General features: G+C 40.1%; 12 protein-coding genes. 3 read left to right on the forward strand and 9 right to left on the reverse strand.

Annotated features, from left to right (window positions below):
- Window positions 1-106: 106 nt before the first annotated feature.
- The 6 genes from NT175_05395 to NT175_05420 form a co-directional block, all read right to left on the reverse strand.
- Entirely contained in the window at window positions 107-1,558 is a 1,452-nt protein-coding gene (locus NT175_05395; GenBank protein MCX6234149.1) for a thioredoxin-like domain-containing protein, read from the reverse strand.
- Window positions 1,559-2,246: 688 nt separating this feature from the next.
- Window positions 2,247-4,196: a membrane protein insertase YidC gene (yidC, locus tag NT175_05400; protein ID MCX6234150.1), complete on the reverse strand. Its 1,950-nt coding sequence runs from the start codon at window positions 4,194-4,196 to the stop codon at window positions 2,247-2,249.
- Window positions 4,197-4,274: 78 nt separating this feature from the next.
- Window positions 4,275-5,903: a CTP synthase gene (locus NT175_05405; protein MCX6234151.1), complete on the reverse strand. Its 1,629-nt coding sequence runs from the start codon at window positions 5,901-5,903 to the stop codon at window positions 4,275-4,277.
- On the reverse strand, window positions 5,903-7,381 hold the full coding sequence (locus NT175_05410) for a glyceraldehyde-3-phosphate dehydrogenase (protein ID MCX6234152.1): 1,479 nt from the start codon (window positions 7,379-7,381) through the stop codon (window positions 5,903-5,905). Before NT175_05410 ends, NT175_05405 begins: the two co-directional genes overlap by 1 nt.
- A gap of 122 nt (window positions 7,382-7,503) precedes the next feature.
- Complete coding sequence (locus NT175_05415) at window positions 7,504-8,370, reverse strand: RNA polymerase sigma factor RpoD/SigA (GenBank protein MCX6234153.1); 867 nt, start codon at window positions 8,368-8,370, stop codon at window positions 7,504-7,506.
- A 106-nt stretch (window positions 8,371-8,476) separates the two neighbouring features.
- Window positions 8,477-9,946: a trypsin-like peptidase domain-containing protein gene (locus NT175_05420; protein MCX6234154.1), complete on the reverse strand. Its 1,470-nt coding sequence runs from the start codon at window positions 9,944-9,946 to the stop codon at window positions 8,477-8,479.
- Between the two features lie 306 nt (window positions 9,947-10,252).
- On the opposite strand from NT175_05420, the gene dapF reads away from it, so the two are divergent.
- From dapF to mltG, 3 genes are all read left to right on the forward strand, one after another.
- Entirely contained in the window at window positions 10,253-11,041 is a 789-nt protein-coding gene (gene dapF, locus NT175_05425) for a diaminopimelate epimerase (protein ID MCX6234155.1), read from the forward strand.
- 62 nt (window positions 11,042-11,103) lie between these two features.
- Window positions 11,104-11,649 carry a GNAT family N-acetyltransferase gene (locus NT175_05430; GenBank protein ID MCX6234156.1) on the forward strand — a complete coding sequence of 182 codons (546 nt, stop codon included), beginning with the start codon at window positions 11,104-11,106 and terminating at the stop codon, window positions 11,647-11,649.
- A gap of 32 nt (window positions 11,650-11,681) precedes the next feature.
- Window positions 11,682-12,779, forward strand: a complete 1,098-nt coding sequence (gene mltG / locus NT175_05435; protein MCX6234157.1) for an endolytic transglycosylase MltG — start codon at window positions 11,682-11,684, stop codon at window positions 12,777-12,779.
- Window positions 12,780-12,813: 34 nt separating this feature from the next.
- Here mltG and ychF read toward each other — a convergent pair whose 3' ends face one another.
- The 3 genes from ychF to selD all read right to left on the reverse strand — a co-directional run bounded on the left by ychF (window position 12,814) and on the right by selD (window position 18,531).
- Window positions 12,814-13,911: a redox-regulated ATPase YchF gene (ychF, locus tag NT175_05440; protein ID MCX6234158.1), complete on the reverse strand. Its 1,098-nt coding sequence runs from the start codon at window positions 13,909-13,911 to the stop codon at window positions 12,814-12,816.
- A 65-nt stretch (window positions 13,912-13,976) separates the two neighbouring features.
- Complete coding sequence (gene pbpC, locus NT175_05445) at window positions 13,977-16,355, reverse strand: penicillin-binding protein 1C (GenBank protein ID MCX6234159.1); 2,379 nt, start codon at window positions 16,353-16,355, stop codon at window positions 13,977-13,979.
- Window positions 16,315-18,531, reverse strand: coding sequence for a selenide, water dikinase SelD (selD, locus tag NT175_05450; protein ID MCX6234160.1), 2,217 nt, complete (start codon window positions 18,529-18,531; stop codon window positions 16,315-16,317). Before selD ends, pbpC begins: the two co-directional genes overlap by 41 nt.
- Window positions 18,532-18,551: the final 20 nt, after the last annotated feature.

Here is an 18,551-nt window from a genome sequence, read left to right on the forward strand (position 1 = left end):
GAAAGGTTTGTTATGTCATTGATATTCACTATCTTTGATATATTAAAACTTTCAGACTAACTTTTCTATGAGTAAAGATACAAAAAACTTTAATATTTGCCTCGCTTTATTTTATGGCAGTCATTAATTCATTCAGGGTATTTGGCATTGCAATAATATCCTTAGTTTTTGTATCAAGTACAATCATAACCGGAGTTGCAAGAATAAAATAATTATTGGCTACTTTGCTGCGAACACCTTCTGCTGCCCGTAAGTGTTTCCAGCCGTCTAATCTCCCGATTTTTTGCTCCCAAACCTTAATTTCTGTCTCCGTTTCATCAAGGCTTATAGCTACAACCGATATTTTCTGTGTATTACCTGATTGCTGTTGCCAGGGGAATATAGCATCTGCTGTTTCTACACAATGACTGCAATCGGCTGACCAAAACAATATCAGTATATAGGGTGAGGATGGGTTAAAATCATTCAGCTTGAAAAGGTTCCCGGATGTGTCCTTTAGTTCAATGTTTGGAGCCTTGCTTCCTTTCACCAGTGTTTCCATTCCTTTCAGCCTACGCTCTATCTCCATTCTTTTGGAAGTACGACAATTGGGATCGTTCAGATACGGTTCCAATGCTTTCATTCCTGCCGGTATGCTGTTGGTTTCGTAGCCCCTGTAGAAATAATCCACCATCCAGCCATAAACCAGCGGATGTCCTTGTCTGGCTTTCTGAATAGCAGCTCTGCCTGCTTCAGGAAATAAGGAATCACGCAAAGCAGCGGTAGTGGATAACTGGCCATACAGGTTGACATAATTGTCCATCCATTTGTTCAGATCGGACGTTTTAATTATTAATGAGTCATTAAAATCCACGCCGTCAAAATAGTGGTTTATCAGGCTTTTGATCCGGTCGGTTTCGGTGCCTTTCCATGGTATTTGCGGCACATATTGAAAACCATACAGATTGCTTACAAAGAGCGCTTTATCCTGTTGGGCGCGGGTTGTCAGCCATTGGTTGTAAGTTTGCCGCCTCTGTTCATATTCATTGATACCTTGCTGGTAAAACTTTGATTCTGTATCATCATAGTTCATTAAAAAATTCTGCAACAAGGCTAATTTTTCTTTTTGCCTGCCATTTTCTTTTGAGAATTGGATAAATGTTGCGTTTTCTCTTTCGTCTCGTTGAAACCAGGTGCTATCGGCGTTATTGCAATATACTGGACTTACCCATAGTTCCAAATCCTGATCATTGATAAAAATATACTTCTCTGAAGGATAAGGAGTACTTGCATCTGTTTCTTTGTAATCGAACCGCAAAACAAACTCTCCGGGCAGGTATTCTTTAGAAACAGAAAGTTTGGTTGTTTCGCCATTTTTTATGCCCTGCACCTCTGCAATGGGCTTAAAGGTTTGAGAAACCGACAGGGCCAAAAGGCTTATTTTGCTATCGTATACACCACGAAGATGAATGGTAATAGCGACATCCCGGACTTGCGCGTACAGATTAAACGGTAAAGACAGCCCTAATAAAACGGTAATGACAGGTAAAAATCCTACTCCTGTAAAATGCTTATTCATATTTGCTGTTTCCCGGATGTAAATATAACTATTTCAATTGACAGTCTTTCAGGCAGGCTAAATAATATTTTGATGTGCTGGTGATTGAGTAGTGTAGTTCTGAAATTAATGATTGGGCCCACTCCGAAAAGTATGCATTTTGGACTAAAGTCCGGTAACTAGCTGGTTATCAATTACCACGGCCTTAAGGCCGTGGTAATGCAAAGTGGTAGTATATAGGGCTTTAGCCCCATATTGGTTTTTGATAACCACATTTCGGAGGGGACTCAAGATTTGTTTCATAGATGCAAACATACCCAGCAGATGCTTATGTTTAATATCTTTAAGTTCGAAGGTTATTTCACCTTCTACTTCGAATGTTCGATATTGGATATTCAAGGAGTGGGTGCCCCGCCTGCAAACCCTAAGGCCTTTAAAAAAGAAATATGCTGAAAAAGTCGCTTATGCGATGGTTGAAATTCTTTGTAATGATGCTTCCGCCACCTTCGTTAGAAGAAATGATTAATTAACCGGGGAAAGGTTAAAAAATATTTATTTACCAGTTATGGTGGAGCAACCTAGGGAAGCGGACTGAGGAGCGCAGCGACGAGGGAGCTTCCCAGTTGCGAAACCATAACGAGGCCTTGCGGCCCGAGCATAAAAAAAACTGACGTCATCAGATGACATCGAGTAAGAACGATATCAACAACTACTTACGTCTTCCAGGATTATACCCGCGGCTTTTAGCCATATCTTCAAGCCTCTTCTGAAAACTGGACTTTTTTACAGGTTTCTTTTTGTTTTCCTGTATTTTGGCATGTATCTTTTCTTCATTGACGAAGTTTCGGAAGAGATACATTTGTACGAAAGTAAAGATATTAGCCAACAGATAATAATAACTCAGTGCGGAAGCATAGCTATTAAAGAAACCCAGAAACATGACAGGCATCATATACATCATTACTTTCATTCCTGGTATTTGTTGCTGGCCTGATGACATCATCTTATCATTTAAGCGTGTATATATAATGGTAGATATTGTCATCAGAAGACAGAAAAGGCTGACATGATCTCCATAAAAAGGAATGGTAAAAGGAAGATTCAGAATTGAGTCATAAGATGAAAGATCTTTAGCCCAAAGGAATGGTTGCTGTCTCAGTTCAATAGAAGCCGGAAAGAACCGGAACATAGCCACCAGGATGGGAAATTGTAAAAGCATAGGTATGCAGCCTGCCATGGGATTGACACCCGCTTGTTTATAGAACGCCATGGTAGCCTGCTGCTTCTTCATGGCATCCTCTTTCTTGGGAAATTTCTTACTAATTTCTTCTATCTCGGGTTTCAGAACCCTCATTTTAGCGGTGGAAATATATGTTTTAAACGCGATTGGTAAGAGGACTATCTTTAACAATATGGTCAGAATCAGGATAATTATCCCATAATTCCAGCCGAATTGGCTAAGGAAGTCGAAAACGGGAATCACAGCGTAGCGGTTTATCCATGCCAGAAAGAAAAAACTCCATCCTAAAGGAATTTGACGTTCAAGATCCAGATTAGTTTTCCTCAAAATATTATATTTCAAAGGGCCAAAATATAATAACATTGGTACGCTTATCCTTGCTGATTTGCTGTAAGGAACTCCAATCTCAGCCACACCTGAGCGGTCATAACGTCCTCCTTTACTTTTATCAACAAGTACTTTTATATCAGCATTGTTAAAATAATCATCAGCAACCAATGTTGAACAGAAAAATCTTTGCTTAAAGGATATCCATTTGACTCTTGTTGTTAATGACTTTTCATCATCCTTGGATTCTGAAAGATATTTAACCTCATCGTTGTAAAACTTGTAATATATGGTAGACCCATTAAATCTATCCACTGATTTTTCCTGACGAAGCATCTGGGTATGCCACGAAAAGTTAAGAGAGTTAGTATTTGATGCGATCACATCTTCAAGTCCAATAAAATTGACTTTGAATCCAACAATGTATTTGTCGCCTGTGAAGGTATAAACGTATTCAATATATTGGTTTGGGTTAAAAGAATTATCAGCCAGGTTAGTGAAAAGCCGTAAAGATATTTCCAGTGAATCTGCCCCTTTGATGATCATTGACGAATTATTCCCCTTGGTAACGCCTGGAAAAACAGGCTGGAAATATAATTCATTCGTATTGATCAGACGGTTATTGGCAAAAAAAGTGAACCCAAACTTGAGAGAATCCCTGTCATAAAGAATCAATGGTAATGAATCGAAAGTCTTGTAGGCCTTCAATTCGACAGAAATGATTTTTCCACCCCTGGAGGCAATTTCAACCCGCAAGAGATCGGTTTCGATAAAATAACTCTCATCTTTTAACGCAAACGAATTGGAAAAGGGGCCTAGTGCATCCAGATCATAATTCGTCTTTGTATTGAGTAAAGCAGCAGGGTTTAATGTTTGGATAGAATCACGGATAGCTTTTTGTTTAGCAGTTACTGCCTCTTCCTTTGCCTTTGTTATCTGCATGGAATCCAAGGCCTTCTTCTGAACCTGAAAAAGAGAATCTTGTATTCTTCTCCTCTCTTCTACTTCCTTCTTTGATGGCGCCATCCAGATACTATAGGCAATCGTCATCCCGAAGATGATTACAAGGCCTATGATGGTATTTCTGTTCATTAATAAATAAGTGTAAGGGATTAATATGCCGGGCAAAGATAATTGAAAAGTCCTGAAGAAAAAACTTAAAATATAAGCTTATTCAATCAATCTCCCTGCAGTTTTCCTGTATTCCTTTGCAGCACGGATAAAACCGACAAACAAGGGATGAGGATTAGCGACAGTACTTTTATATTCAGGATGAAATTGCACACCAATAAACCACGGATGATCTTTCAGTTCAATAATTTCGACCAGGTCATCTTTTGTGTTTATTCCGGAAGGGATCATACCGGCATTCCTGAATTCTTTCAAATATTTATTATTGAACTCATAGCGGTGCCGATGACGTTCCATAATGTTATTGGTCCTATAAATAGAAAATATTTTCGAATTTTTTTCAATATTACAAGGATAAGCCCCAAGTCGCATTGTACCACCCATGCCGGAGATTTTTTTCTGAGTTTCCATCATGTCGATAACAGGATAATTAGTCCGGTTGTCCATTTCAGTGGAATGAGCGTCAGTCATTTTTAGAACATGACGTGCAAACTCAATGACTGCACATTGCATACCCAGGCATATACCAAAGAAGGGCATACGTTGTTCCCGTGCATACTGAATTGCCATAATTTTACCTTCGATACCTCGTGAACCAAAACCTGGGGCAACAAGGATTCCGTCAAGTCCAGAAAATATTTGACCAATTTTATCGCTGTCAATGTTTTCAGAATGTACTCTGATGATATTGACCTTGCAATTGTTTACTGTACCGGCATGGATTAACGATTCAACTATAGATTTATATGCATCTTTTAATTCGATGTACTTCCCGACAAGGGCCACATTGACTTCTCCTGACGGGTGTTTTAGCCGGTTAAGGAATTCCTGCCACTTCTTAAGATCTGGTTTCCTTTTTAGTGACATATTGGTTTTTCTCAGTACTTCAATGTCAAGTTTTTCATAGAGCATGAGAAGAGGAACCTCATAAATAGTTTCGGCATCGATGGATTCAATTACAGATGAAACTTCAACATTACAAAACAGGGCGATTTTTTCACGAAGTCCTTCCGTAAGATGGCGTTCAGTGCGGCAAACTATGATATCTGGTTGAACACCTGATTCAAGTAAGGTTTTAACAGAGTGTTGAGTAGGTTTGGTCTTTAGCTCTCCTGCTGCTGCCAGATATGGAACAAGAGTGAGAAGTATGACCAGGCAGCTGTTACCCATCTCCCATCGCATCTGTCTGACTGATTCAATATAAGGCAGCGATTCAATATCACCAACAGTTCCTCCAATCTCGGTAATGATAAAATCATATTTACCTGTATTACCTAATAATTTAATCCGGTATTTTATTTCATCAGTAATATGAGGGATAACCTGAACAGTTTGTCCCAGATAATCGCCACGACGTTCTTTTTCTATTACTGACTGATAAATTCTGCCGGTAGTAATATTGTTAGCCTGAGATGTTGGAACGTTCAGGAAACGTTCATAATGTCCAAGGTCAAGATCGGTTTCGGCGCCATCTTCTGTAACATAAACCTCTCCATGTTCATAGGGATTTAGTGTTCCGGGATCAACATTTATATAGGGGTCAAGTTTTTGAATAGTTACCGAATAACCTCTGGCCTGCAGTAATTTGGCTACGGATGCTGAAATAATCCCTTTGCCCAGCGAAGAGCTCACTCCACCGGTTACAAAAATATATTTCGCTTTTTTCATTAATAATATTTATATCCTTCGACTTTTGCCAAATATTTGGCCAATCTCATCACCTGGCACGTATATCCAAATTCGTTATCATACCAGATATAGAGAACAATCGTATGTCCGTCCTCAGATACTTTTGTTGAAGGGCTATCATATACACCTGCAACTGGATCGCCGATGACATCTGACGACACAACCTCTGTGGAGCTGGAGTAACGGATTTGCTCTACAAGTTCGCCATGAAGAGCGGCGTCTTTCATGATCAAATTAACTTCATCCAGAGATGTTTTATTTATTATATCAAGTATAAGAATAGCCAGAGAAACATTGGGTGTGGGGATACGGACTGCATTTGCGGTGAGTTTTCCTTTCAGACTTGGGATGACTTTGGCGGCTGCTGATGCTGCGCCTGTTGATGTGATCACCATATTTAAGGGTGCTGAACGGCCCCGTCGGGATTTTCTGTGGAAGTTATCCAGCAGGTTCTGGTCATTGGTATATGAATGAACAGTTTCGATATGGCCTTTGACAATGCCGAGCTTATCTTCAATAACCTTCAGTACAGGCACCACCGCGTTAGTAGTACAGGAAGCTGCTGAAAAGATTTTCTCTCCATCAATATCCACATTCAGGTGGTTCACTCCGTAAACGATGTTAGGTATATCACCCTTTGCCGGTGCGGTAAGGAGAACATTACTGATTCCTTTGGCTTTCAGATGACGTCCAAGCCCATCTCTGTCACTGTAAATGCCAGTATTGTCAATCATTAATGCATCATGAATACCGTAAGCGGTATAATCAATTTCTTCGGGTGAAGAGGATGAAAGCATCTTGATAATATGTCCATTCAGGTAAATGGTTTGTTCGTCTATATTTTCAAATGCGATACCTCTGAATGGTCCATGTATGGAATCATGCCGGACAAGAGCGATACGCTTGGAAATATCTTCAGGTTTCGTGCTTCTGGTCACAATAGCCCTGATCCTCAGCTGGGTACCATTTCCCTGGATAATGATTTCTCTGGCAAGCAAACGTCCAATGCGGCCAAAGCCAAATAAGACGACATCTTTTGGACGTGAATATGCAGGATGCTTCCCGATGATATCTTTTAATTTAAATGCAACAAATTCTTTTGCATCTTTAAAGTTTTGCCGTTCCAGTGTCCATTCATAATTCAGTCTGCCGATATCAATCCTGGCAGGCGGGATATCGAGCTGATAGATGGCTTTGGCTAGAATCAGGGAGTCATGAATGCTAAGAGGTTTACCAACGGTGTTGGCAGAATATTCGTGCTTAAACAAAATAACACTAGAACTCCTGTCGAAAAGCTGACTTCTAAAAATTATCAGTTCAATGGATTTTTCATAGAAAAGCTTGCCGACGATGTTTTCAAATTCAAAGCCGGCCATTTCATCGGTTATCCATTTACCAAGAATTTCATCGTATTGGAAATATTTATTGGACTGAGGGGTTTGACAAAAGTCATCCATAGTTCTCAAATTTAAACAAGATCACTATATTAGGATCAGGGCAAAAATAAAAAAAAATAGAATTACCCGCTATATTTTTAAAGGTAATCCCCTAATATTTCAAACATTTTATGAACAGTGTCTTATTGTCCCAGATAGGCTTTAAGGAGGCGGCTTCGGGATGCGTGTTTGAGACGGCGAATAGCTTTTTCTTTGATCTGTCTGACACGTTCACGAGTCAGATCAAATTTAGCACCGATTTCTTCGAGTGTCAGTCCGTGGTTCATTCCAATGCCATAGTACAGATTAATAACATCTCTTTCTTTTTCCGAAAGAGTCGACAATGAACGTTGAATTTCTTTAGCAAGAGACTCGCGCATGAGTCCACTATCCGTCACAGGTTGTTCTTCATTTATATACATATCCAGGAAATTCACATCCTCATCATGTGTTAATGGAGCATCTACCGAAATCGTTTTGGTGCTGATTTTCAGCGCTGCATCAATTTTATATGCAGGAATTTCCAGCGATTCAGCAATCTCATTAGCTGAAGGAATTCGTTCATATTTTTGTTCAAGCCGGGAAGATTCTTTTTTAATTCGGTTCAAAGACCCCACCTGGTTAAGCGGTAGTCGAACTATTCGTGACTGTTCAGCAATAGCCTGAAGAACAGATTGTCTGATCCACCATACAGCGTAAGAAATAAACTTAAATCCTCGTGTCTCATCAAATCGTTTGGCAGCCTTTATCAATCCCAGGTTGCCTTCATTTATAAGATCAGGAAGGCTCAAACCCTGGTTCTGATATTGCTTTGCAACAGAAACAACAAAACGCAGGTTCGCTTTGGCTAATTTTTCCAAGGCATTCTGATCACCCGTTTTAATCCGACGAGCTAATTCAACTTCCTCCTCAGCTGTAATCATCCCCTCTTTCCCAATATCCTGAAGATATTTATCAAGAGAAGCTGTTTCACGGTTGGTTATTGACTTTGAAATTTTTAACTGTCTCATTTACTCCCCTTCAAGGCTATTTTCATCTCAACCTTCAGATCATATAAAAATAATTTTTAAATATACAAAGTTTTTATAATAAAAACAATAATATCCTGAAACAAATTTATAAACCGACACCATAATATGCTCTCATTCCGTTGGGATAAATGCCTTCAATTAATATACCGTCCGACACATTACTTAATACTTCCCTCAGATCATCGACTGTCCTCATCGGTCTCCTGTCTATTCTGGTGATAATAAATCCATCCCCGATACCTGCATCACTAAGTTTACCTTTTTTAATATCAATAATCTTGAGTCCATACTCCAGGCTGAGTTTCTTTTTATCATTGGTTGTAACAGGTTCAAAGGTTGCCCCAAGCATAGAGATGATATTTACATCTTCCTTCTTGATTATGCCAGTATTACCCTGTATATTCCGTAGCACAAGACGGAAATTCTTTTCATTATTATTTCTGTTGACAGTGACTAATACTTCGTCTCCGGGATGCTTAGTACCAACAATAGCTAACAGTTCAGATGAGCTATTGACAGGAGTGTTGTCGATACTGGTAATAATGTCACCAGATTCGATACCCGCTTCTTTTGCCGAACCATTATTCGTAACTCCGTTAACATAAACGCCATTAAGCTTAGTGATACCAACCTGATTGGCAAGATCACTGTCAATATCTCTGATTTGCACTCCCATTAGTGCACGCTGCACTTCACCATATTCAAGTAGATCGGATACAACTTTTTTAACAATACTTGAAGGAATTGCGAAGGAATATCCAGCATAATATCCTGTTCCGGAAGCTATGGCAGAATTTATGCCCACAAGCTCGCCTTTTATATTGACGAGAGCTCCCCCACTATTTCCTCTATTGACAGCGGCATCTGTTTGAATATATGATTCAATTGCGGATGTACCATCAGGTGATTGAAGAATATTAATATTTCTGGCTTTAGCGCTGACTATACCGGCTGTAACCGTTGAAGTAAGGTTAAAAGGATTACCAACTGCCAGAACCCATTCACCAACTTTCAAATCGTCTGAGTTTCCATAAGTAATAAAAGGCAACCCTACGGCGTCAATTTTAATCAATGCCAGATCAGTGGACGGATCTTTTCCAATAAGTTGAGCTTTATAAGTTTTTTTATCGTTAAGAACAACCTGAATGGCATCAGCATTCTCAACGACATGATTATTAGTAACGATATATCCATCCTGTGAAATGATCACACCAGATCCGGCAGCATATGATGGCTCCTGGCCACTGCCATCATCTGGATATCCAAAGAAATCCCTCCAGTCGAAAAAATAATTATTAGTTCCACTTTGTCTTGAGTATTCTGTTTTTATATGCACAACAGTATTAATTGTTTTACCGGCTGCCTCAGTAAAATCAAGCAAGACCTGAGGGCTATAAGCTACAGGCTGGCTAGTCAGGTGTACTGGCAATTTCGATTCTCCAGCTTGCGCTGGAAAATTAACCTTAGCATCCTTATCAGATATTGCCTGAAAAATAAAAATTGCAACGACAGCTCCCAGAAAAGCAGAAACCACAAATCCAAGATACTTTTTCATAATTCTTCAATTTAAAAAACTGACCAACATTATAACAAAAATAAATGACAAATGTTTCAGACATCATCGTTTGACAACAATTGTACCTAAAAAATGCATAACCAGTTACTACTGAGCTTTTGCACTGAATTTTAAAACGTTTGCTCTGTTTCTTAAGTATAAAAAGATTGTTAAAATTTGTTAAGCAGTAAAGTAGAAACTACTACCGAAAAAACCGACATAATGAACCTGGCGTCTGGCTATCAGCAAAAATTTCGATATATTTGTACTTTAGTCAATACATAATTATATGTTTAATTATAATGTATGATCATTCCTTTTTACAAATTTCATGGCACAGGTAATGATTTTGTCATTATTGACAATAGGTCAGCCAAATTTGAGGACGACGGAAAAATTGTCAGTTATTTATGTGACAGGCGATTTGGTATTGGAGCGGATGGGCTGATTCTGCTGAACACATCCACCGGCTTTGATTTTGAAATGGTATATTATAATTCTGATGGTAACGTAGGCACTATGTGCGGTAATGGAGGCCGTTGCATAGTGGCCTTAGCTCATCGTCTGGGAATAATTGATACTCGTGCGAAATTTAAAGCGACAGATGGAGCACATATCGCTGTCATCAAAGACATTTCAAAACTTGATATCGTTGTCAATCTGAAGATGAAAGATGTCAGTCATTTTGAGGATCAGGGTGATCATTTCATTATCGATACGGGTTCACCCCATTATGTAAAATTTGTTCATAATCTGGCTCTCCTGGATGTGTATAATGAAGGGAAAACGATTCGTCACAGCTCAAAATTCATAACAAACGGAATCAATGTGAACTTTGTCGAGGTTCAGAACGAAAATATCTTTGTCAGAACCTTTGAAAGAGGTGTCGAGAATGAAACTTTATCATGCGGAACAGGTATAATAGCTTCAGTACTTGCACACAGTATAAAAAATAAGATAAAAAGATCGCCGTTTCCGGTCAGGACATTAGGAGGGAATTTAAATATTTACTTTAAACGAGGGCGCAGTAACTTTTATGATATCTGGATAGAAGGACCTGCAGTTTTAGTTTACAAGGGACAAATCAGGTATTGAACACCCAGTCAAACCACCTAATAACGGAACCGGTTCTTTTCAACCGGCAGAAAAGTCATACTATGGCTGGAAAAAACATTGTACTCCGCGCACCTGAGCCAGCAGATATCGATCTCCTCTTTGAATGGGAAAATGAAAGGTCTATCTGGCAGATCAGCAATACTCTAACTCCTTTTTCGAGATTCGTACTCGAACAGTACCTCATGAATGCCCATCTTGATATATACACTAACAAACAACTCCGGCTCATGATAGATCGGATAGCCGATAGCCATCCAATAAAAACTATAGGCACCATCGACCTGTTTGATTTTGATGCATCACATCACCGTGCCGGAATAGGAATACTGATCTGCAAGGATGAACAGGGAAAAGGATATGCCTCTGAGGCTATTGAAATGATAATAGACTACTCCAACGACTTTTTACAGTTGCATCAGTTATATTGTAACATAGCGTCAGATAACACCAAAAGCCTGAATCTTTTCAAAAAGCATAAGTTTGAAATCGTCGGGCTCAAAAAAGAATGGTTATATATTCATAACCATTGGAAAGATGAATATATGCTCCAAAGAATTATTAAAAAATCTGCTGGAGTGACTTTGTGAATCAGGTTAACCATTGAATCCATTGACAATCAATGCCTTCATACTATCACGGTAAATACGGCTATCATGCAAGGAAGAAAAAGAAACGGAAGTTCTTCGTTATTCTCTTGATCATTGTCCTGTTTATTGTAATCATTCCCCTGACAACGACAGCTTATTTTGCTTTTAGGGCTTTTTTTAATCCTAATGTATGGATAAAAGATGGTTCTCCTACATCAGTCTATATTCCGACAAATACCAGTTTCGATGACCTAAAAACCATGCTATACAGTAAAGGGATGATCATTCACAGGAGGACATTTGAATGGCTGTCCCATTTCAAAGACTATGATCAGCATGTAAAGCCAGGCAGATATATCGTCTATCCCGGAATGTCAAATAATGAACTTGTAAGAATGTTGAATGCCGGAGAACAGACACCTGTGAAGGTTATAATTAACGACATCCGTACAAAAGAGGAACTTGCCGGGCACATTTCCAAACAAATAGAGGCCGATTCCGTATCCTTGATACAACTAATGAACGCTGGCGAATATATTAAACAATTCGGATTCACCGATCAGAACATATTGATGATGTTCATACCCAACACATATGAATTCTATTGGAATACAACCGCCAGTAAATTTATGGAACGGATGAATAAGGAGTATTCTACTTTCTGGAATTCTGAAAGATTAGCAAAGCTAAATCAGACAGGACTGAGCAGAGAAGAGGTCACAATTCTGGCATCCATTATCGAAAAAGAAACCAATAAAAACGAAGAAAAACCAAGGATAGCCGGTGTATATTTAAACCGGCTAAGGAAGGGTTGGCTATTACAAGCTGACCCGACTGTTGTATATGCTGTTGGGGATTTTTCCATACAAAGGATTCTTTACAGTCATAAAGAAATCGACTCACCATATAATACTTATAAAATTGCGGGGCTTCCTCCAGGACTTATTTGTTTGCCCTCAATAGCCTCTATCGATGCGGTATTAAATTTTGAAAAGCACAACTACTTCTACTTCTGTGCCAGGGATGACTTCTCTGGTTATCATGATTTTTCAGCATCCTATTCTCAGCATCTCATCAATGCCCAACGTTATCAGAAGGCATTGGACAGGATGGATATCAGAAGTAGATGAAAAATGAAGGATGAAAAATCAGTAGCCGGGTATTTTAGACATTGAACCGAATATGGAGGATATCGCCTTCCTGGACGAAATAATTCTTTCCTTCGACCCAGAATTTTCCAGCTTCTTTACATGCATGTTCAGAGCCGAATGTGATAAAATCATCATATTTAATCACTTCAGCCCTTATGAATCCGCGTTCCATGTCACTATGAATAACGCCGGCGGCTTGCTGGGCGGTCATACCTTTATGAATGGTCCAGGCTCTTACCTCCTTTGGGGCAGCAGTAAAAAATGATTCAAGGTCAAGTAATTTATAAGCCGACCGGATGAGCTTATCCACCCCCGGTTCATTCAATCCTGCATCGGCCAGAAACGCTTTTCTGTCATCCGGATTCTCCAGCTCGGCGATCTCTGCTTCCAGCTTGCCAGCGATGACCAGCACTTCAGTATTTTGATTTTTTAAAGCTTCACGCACTTTTTCGACATAGAAATTTCCGCTGACAGCAGATGCATCGTCGACATTACACACATATACAACAGGTTTATCGGTCAGCAGGAACAGGTCGGAAATGAAGCGCTTGTCTTCATTTTCAATATGCGCAGTGCGTACCGATTGGAAATTTTCGAGGTGCTGTTTGAGAACATGAAGAATTTCGAGACTTTTCTTTGCCTCCACATCGCCGGCTTTGGCTACTTTATCGAGCCTGGGTAGTTTACGGTTTATTATATCAAGATCTCTCACCTGCAATTCGAGATCCAGTATCTCTATATCACGAACCGGATCAACCGATCCTTCAATATGTGGTAAATTATCATCGTCAAAGCATCTTAAAACATGAATAATTGCATCCGATTGCTGGATATCGGCAAGGAATTTTCCACCTGCACCATCACTCTGTGAAGATCCCTTAGCCAAGCCTGGTATGTCGACGATCTCAACTGTAGCATGGGTGATTTTAGCGGATTTGACAATTTTATCAATAGCATATAACCTGTTATCAGGTACCGGGATCACACACAGATTTGATTTGGAAGAGCTGAAAGCGGCGCGGGAAGTAGCAGCCTTTGTACTTGACATACAATTGAATATTGTTGTTTTTCCCGTACCCGACAGGCCAATAATACCGCATTTAAGTGACATAATAAAGAAATTTAAGTAACAAAGATAAGAAAATGATTTATGTGCTACAAGTTGGAAGTCTTAAGCTACATGAATTTTACAGTAATCCAGATATCGGTATTTCGGCCTTTATCGTCATTACATGAAATTTTCACTCTCCCTGTTTCAGGCTGGAAGAAGAGTTTTCCGGTCGGCAGTGATGAATCAAAAAATTTGTCATTGATATACCAGTAAATTTTGCTGACATCGTTTTCGACCTGGCAGGAAAGCAATAACTTTTGATTCTTGCCGGCCAAAAGGATATATTCTGCGCCATTTGACAATGATGAAATGACCGGTGCATGACCGGCAAATACGTGCTGACATAATGGATTATGAGGGGGTATCAGGTCATAAGGTATATGTTTCATATCGAAAAAGCTGATGATTTCCGGTGGGTGATTAGGGTATAAATGTATTACATATCCCTCTTCCGGGAGACATAAACGGCAATATGAAAAATTCTTATGATCATCGGTACAAACCTGGATTAGATGGAGACATTTTTTATTAGATGATATTCCAGGAATATAATAATCCATCAGCAGATCAGTACAAAAATCGTTTGGCACAGCCCCCGACCTGGCGCACACCAGACGGTAATCAAGATTTTCAGGGGGAGAGAACCAATCCTTTTCCGACTTCTCGTTTAATATATTAAAGATAGAGAAAAGTAAAGGAGCTGCATACTGAGAGCCATTAAGTTCCGGGACACCATATCCGTTGAAATTACCGATCCAAACACCCACAGTGTAATTTTTATTGTATCCGATACTCCAGGCGTCACGCCGGCCGTAGGATGTGCCGGTTTTCCAGGCAATCCGCGGCAAATCGAGGCGGTTTTCAAATCCCGCAGGCATATCCGGACGCTTTACACGTGTGAGCATTTCTGTCACCAAATATGTAGCAGATGAATCCAAAAGGGTATCTTCATTATATATATTGTGTCCTCTGTAATACTGCAGATCGGAGAAAAGCCCATCATGTGCAAATATCGAAAACAGACCCGTTAGCTCCTCCAGTGTAACACCACAGCCACCAAGAATAACAGATAATCCCAATTTTTCTTTATGTCGTTGTATTGTCTTAAAATCAGCACTACTCAATTTCTTTATAAAGAATTCCAGAGATATTTCATTTAAAAGTTTCACAGCTGGGACATTTAAAGACTGTGTAAGTGCATCTTCAACAGTGATATATCCCCTGTAATCCTGATCATAATTCTCCGGAATATAGCCATTGAAATTTTCAGGAACATCAGTGATGACAAATTTGGGAGTAATCATGCCCTTATCTATAGCCAGAGCATAAAGGAAGGGTTTTAGTGTGCTACCGGGTGAGCGTGCGGCTTTGATCCCGTCAACCTGCCCTTGATCCTGCCGGTTATAAAAGTCAGCCGATCCCAAATAAGCTTTAACCTGCCTGCCGGCATTTTCGACGACAATAGCCGCTGCATTAGTAATTCCTAGATGACGTACTTGTTTGATGTACTCTATTGTAAGGTTTTCTATGCGTGACTGAATGGACCGGTCGATATAAGTAAATATTTGATCTTGTCCGGAATTTTCGGAGTGCAGCCGGATGGCTAAGTGCGGTGTTAATCGTGGGGGGGCATGTCGTAAAGCATCAAGTGGTTCTTTCATAGCATCCAGCGTTGCTGTCTCAGCAAAAAATCCTCGGCTATGAAAATATTCAAGCCACATATTCCGCACTTTTTCAATCTCGGGATTATCTTTTCCTAATACTAGTCCTCTTGGGTCATTAGGAATGACAGACAGGGTAACCACCTGTGCCAGGCTAAGATTTTGGGGCTTTTGCTGAAAATATATTAATGCTGCAGCTTTCACACCTTCAACATTGCCACCGTATGGGATCATATTCAGGTACAACTGGAGTATCTCATTTTTTGAAAGGTGCCATTCAAGTTGTAAAGCTCTGAACATCTCAATGATTTTATTGCGGTATGTTCTAGGCTTTGGTTCCAGTAGCCTGGCCACCTGCATGGTAATAGTTGAGGCACCCGATACCCGTTCTTTCCTTATCATGTTTTTCACAACAGCACGAATCACAGCTACTGGATTTACACCAAAATGGTAATAAAAGTATTTATCTTCTTTAAAGGTTATAGTTTTTTTCAGGTCATCAGTAATCTCATCTGGTAAGGCTTTCAGGCGCCATTTATCATCTTTGCCCAGGAAAACATAAAGAAGTGAGCTATCCTGAGCCAGGATTTCCTGAGAGTATGGGATTTCGGTATTGACAGGATAAAGATGATCCAGAATAATAAATAGTCCAAAAAAAATGACTATACAAACTGATAAAATGACAATTGAGCGCGGCAGGCGCCTTATTGTATCAGTCGCCAACTGGCGATATCTGCTTATATCACTTATTAATGACTTTAATCTTTCCTTCACCCTTTTCATTAAATTGTCCAATAATAGCAGCAGAATGAAGACCTTTCTGATGGAGTTGTTCTATAAGATGGTCTATATGCGGATCCGGGACAGCGAGCAGGAGACCACCGGAAGTTTGCGGATCACTAAGAATCAGTTGCAATGGCAATGTAATCGAGTTATCCCAGTCCAGCCAGGGTGCAACAAAATCCAGATTATTCTTTGCACCTCCAGGAAAAATATTTGAGGGAATAACATCCCACACTTCGCTGATGACAGGTACTTTATCATAGTAGATAGTTGCATCGACCTTGCTTGAACGAGACATTTCAGACAGATGACCGGTTAACCCAAAGCCTGTGACGTCTGTACATGCATGTATTTGATATCCGCTACAAACCTCAAAAGCCGTGCGGTTCAGTTCACACATTATTTGCACTATTTTCGCTTCCGTTGCTTTATTCACCATTCCTTTTTTGAGTGCGGTTGACAGTATGCCTAATCCCAGTGGTTTGGTCAGAACAATCCAGTCACCGGGTTGAGCTGTGGAATTCCTCCATATTTTATCAATGTTTATGATCCCCGTAACAGCGAGTCCAAATTTGGGTTCATCGTCTTCGATAGTATGGCCACCGATAATGGCCACATCAGCCTGCTTAGTGATATCTGCGGCACCTTTCAGGATAGTTGAGAGTATACTGATTGGCAGCCTTCTGGATGGAAAAGCGACGATGCTAAGTGCAAATCTGGGCTGTCCTCCCATGGCATAGATATCGCTCAATGAGTTGGCGGCGGCAATAGCTCCAAAATAATATGGGTCATCCACAACCGGAGTGAGGAAGTCAAGGGTTTGAACAATGGCCGTTGTTTCATTAATTCTGTAAACAGCCGCATCATCAGATGTGTTCAGGCCAACCAGGACATGGGCATCATCAGGCAGAGGCATATTTTTGAGGACCTGTTCCAGATCCTGTGGTTTCAACTTGCAGGCACACCCCAAACCATGAGTCAGCTGAGTTAACCTGACATCGGTTGATACTTCATTTCTGGACTCCATGTTATCTGAAGGAGTAAATTTCCTGACTGCTGTTATAATTTCATCAGAAGCCTTTTCTATTTCTGCTAAAGTTGTGTATTTACCGACTGAAAAACGGACTGTTCCCATTGCATATAAAGCCGGCACATTCATAGCCTTAAGTACTGGAGATATTTCTTCGGTTCCGGTATGGCAAGCAGCACCGGCCGATGCCGCCACCCGATTCATTTCAGAAAGCAGCAGGTTGGCCTCTATCTGTCTGAAGCCAATACTGAGTGTATTGGGTAATCGTAATTCAGGATGACCATTCAAATGGATATCATGTATGGATTCCAGCAGTCGGTTATGTAACAGATCGCGCATTTGCTGCATATGGTTGATATTCTTATCGAAATCGCGAAGGGCAATTTCAGAGGCTTTACCCAATCCAACTATTTCCATGACATTTTCAGTGCCTGCCCTCCTGTTCATTTCATGATCAGCGCCATGCATATATTTTTCTAAATTCGTACCACGTCGCACATACAAAGCACCGACACCTTTTGGGGCGTACATTTTATGACCTGCCAATGATAATAAATCCACATCCAGTTCTCTGACATCAGTTTTAATCTTTCCCACCGATTGTGCAGCATCAGTATGGAAAGGAACCGAATGCTCATGACAAATTCTTGCCAGCTCGCCAATAGGTTGTATGCTGCCGGTTTCATTGTTAGCATGCATTATGGTCACCAGAATTGTTCCGGGCAAGATCATTTTATGCAGGTCAGCGGGATTCACTATTCCATATTCATTGACAGGCAAATAGGTGATCCTGAAACCATTTTTCGCAAGATACCTGCATACTTCACTAACGGCCGGATGCTCAATAGCGCTTGTTATGATATGATTGCCTTTATGCTTGTTAAGGTTAGCAATACCTTTTATGGCTAGGTTATTCGACTCGGTTCCGCCACTTGTGAAAATAACTTCATCAGCTGAGCAGTTGAGCAAATCCGCCACCTGGATTCTGGCTTGTTCCACAGCTTTCCTGGCCTGAATGCCATAGTAATGAGAACTAGATGGATTGCCAAAAGCAGAATCCAGAAATGGCATCATAGCATCTATTACTTCCACATCAACCGGTGTAGTGGCATTGTAATCAAGATAGACCGGTAATATATTATCCACTATATTCATAAAGTTTTCTA

It is taken from the genome of Bacteroidota bacterium, assembly GCA_026391695.1.
Taxonomy (GTDB): Bacteria; Bacteroidota; Bacteroidia; order Bacteroidales; family JAGONC01; genus JAPLDP01.

Coding starts and splice junctions, on each gene's coding strand:
- NT175_05395 (MCX6234149.1), bottom strand. CDS start 1,558: ATGAATAAGCATTTTACAGGAGTAGGATTTTTACCTGTCATTACCGTT.
- yidC (MCX6234150.1), bottom strand. CDS start 4,196: ATGAACAGAAATACCATCATAGGCCTTGTAATCATCTTCGGGATGACG.
- NT175_05405 (MCX6234151.1), bottom strand. CDS start 5,903: ATGAAAAAAGCGAAATATATTTTTGTAACCGGTGGAGTGAGCTCTTCG.
- NT175_05410 (MCX6234152.1), bottom strand. CDS start 7,381: ATGGATGACTTTTGTCAAACCCCTCAGTCCAATAAATATTTCCAATAC.
- NT175_05415 (MCX6234153.1), bottom strand. CDS start 8,370: ATGAGACAGTTAAAAATTTCAAAGTCAATAACCAACCGTGAAACAGCT.
- NT175_05420 (MCX6234154.1), bottom strand. CDS start 9,946: ATGAAAAAGTATCTTGGATTTGTGGTTTCTGCTTTTCTGGGAGCTGTC.
- dapF (MCX6234155.1), top strand. CDS start 10,253: ATGATCATTCCTTTTTACAAATTTCATGGCACAGGTAATGATTTTGTC.
- NT175_05430 (MCX6234156.1), top strand. CDS start 11,104: ATGGCTGGAAAAAACATTGTACTCCGCGCACCTGAGCCAGCAGATATC.
- mltG (MCX6234157.1), top strand. CDS start 11,682: ATGCCTTCATACTATCACGGTAAATACGGCTATCATGCAAGGAAGAAA.
- ychF (MCX6234158.1), bottom strand. CDS start 13,911: ATGTCACTTAAATGCGGTATTATTGGCCTGTCGGGTACGGGAAAAACA.
- pbpC (MCX6234159.1), bottom strand. CDS start 16,355: ATGAAAAGGGTGAAGGAAAGATTAAAGTCATTAATAAGTGATATAAGC.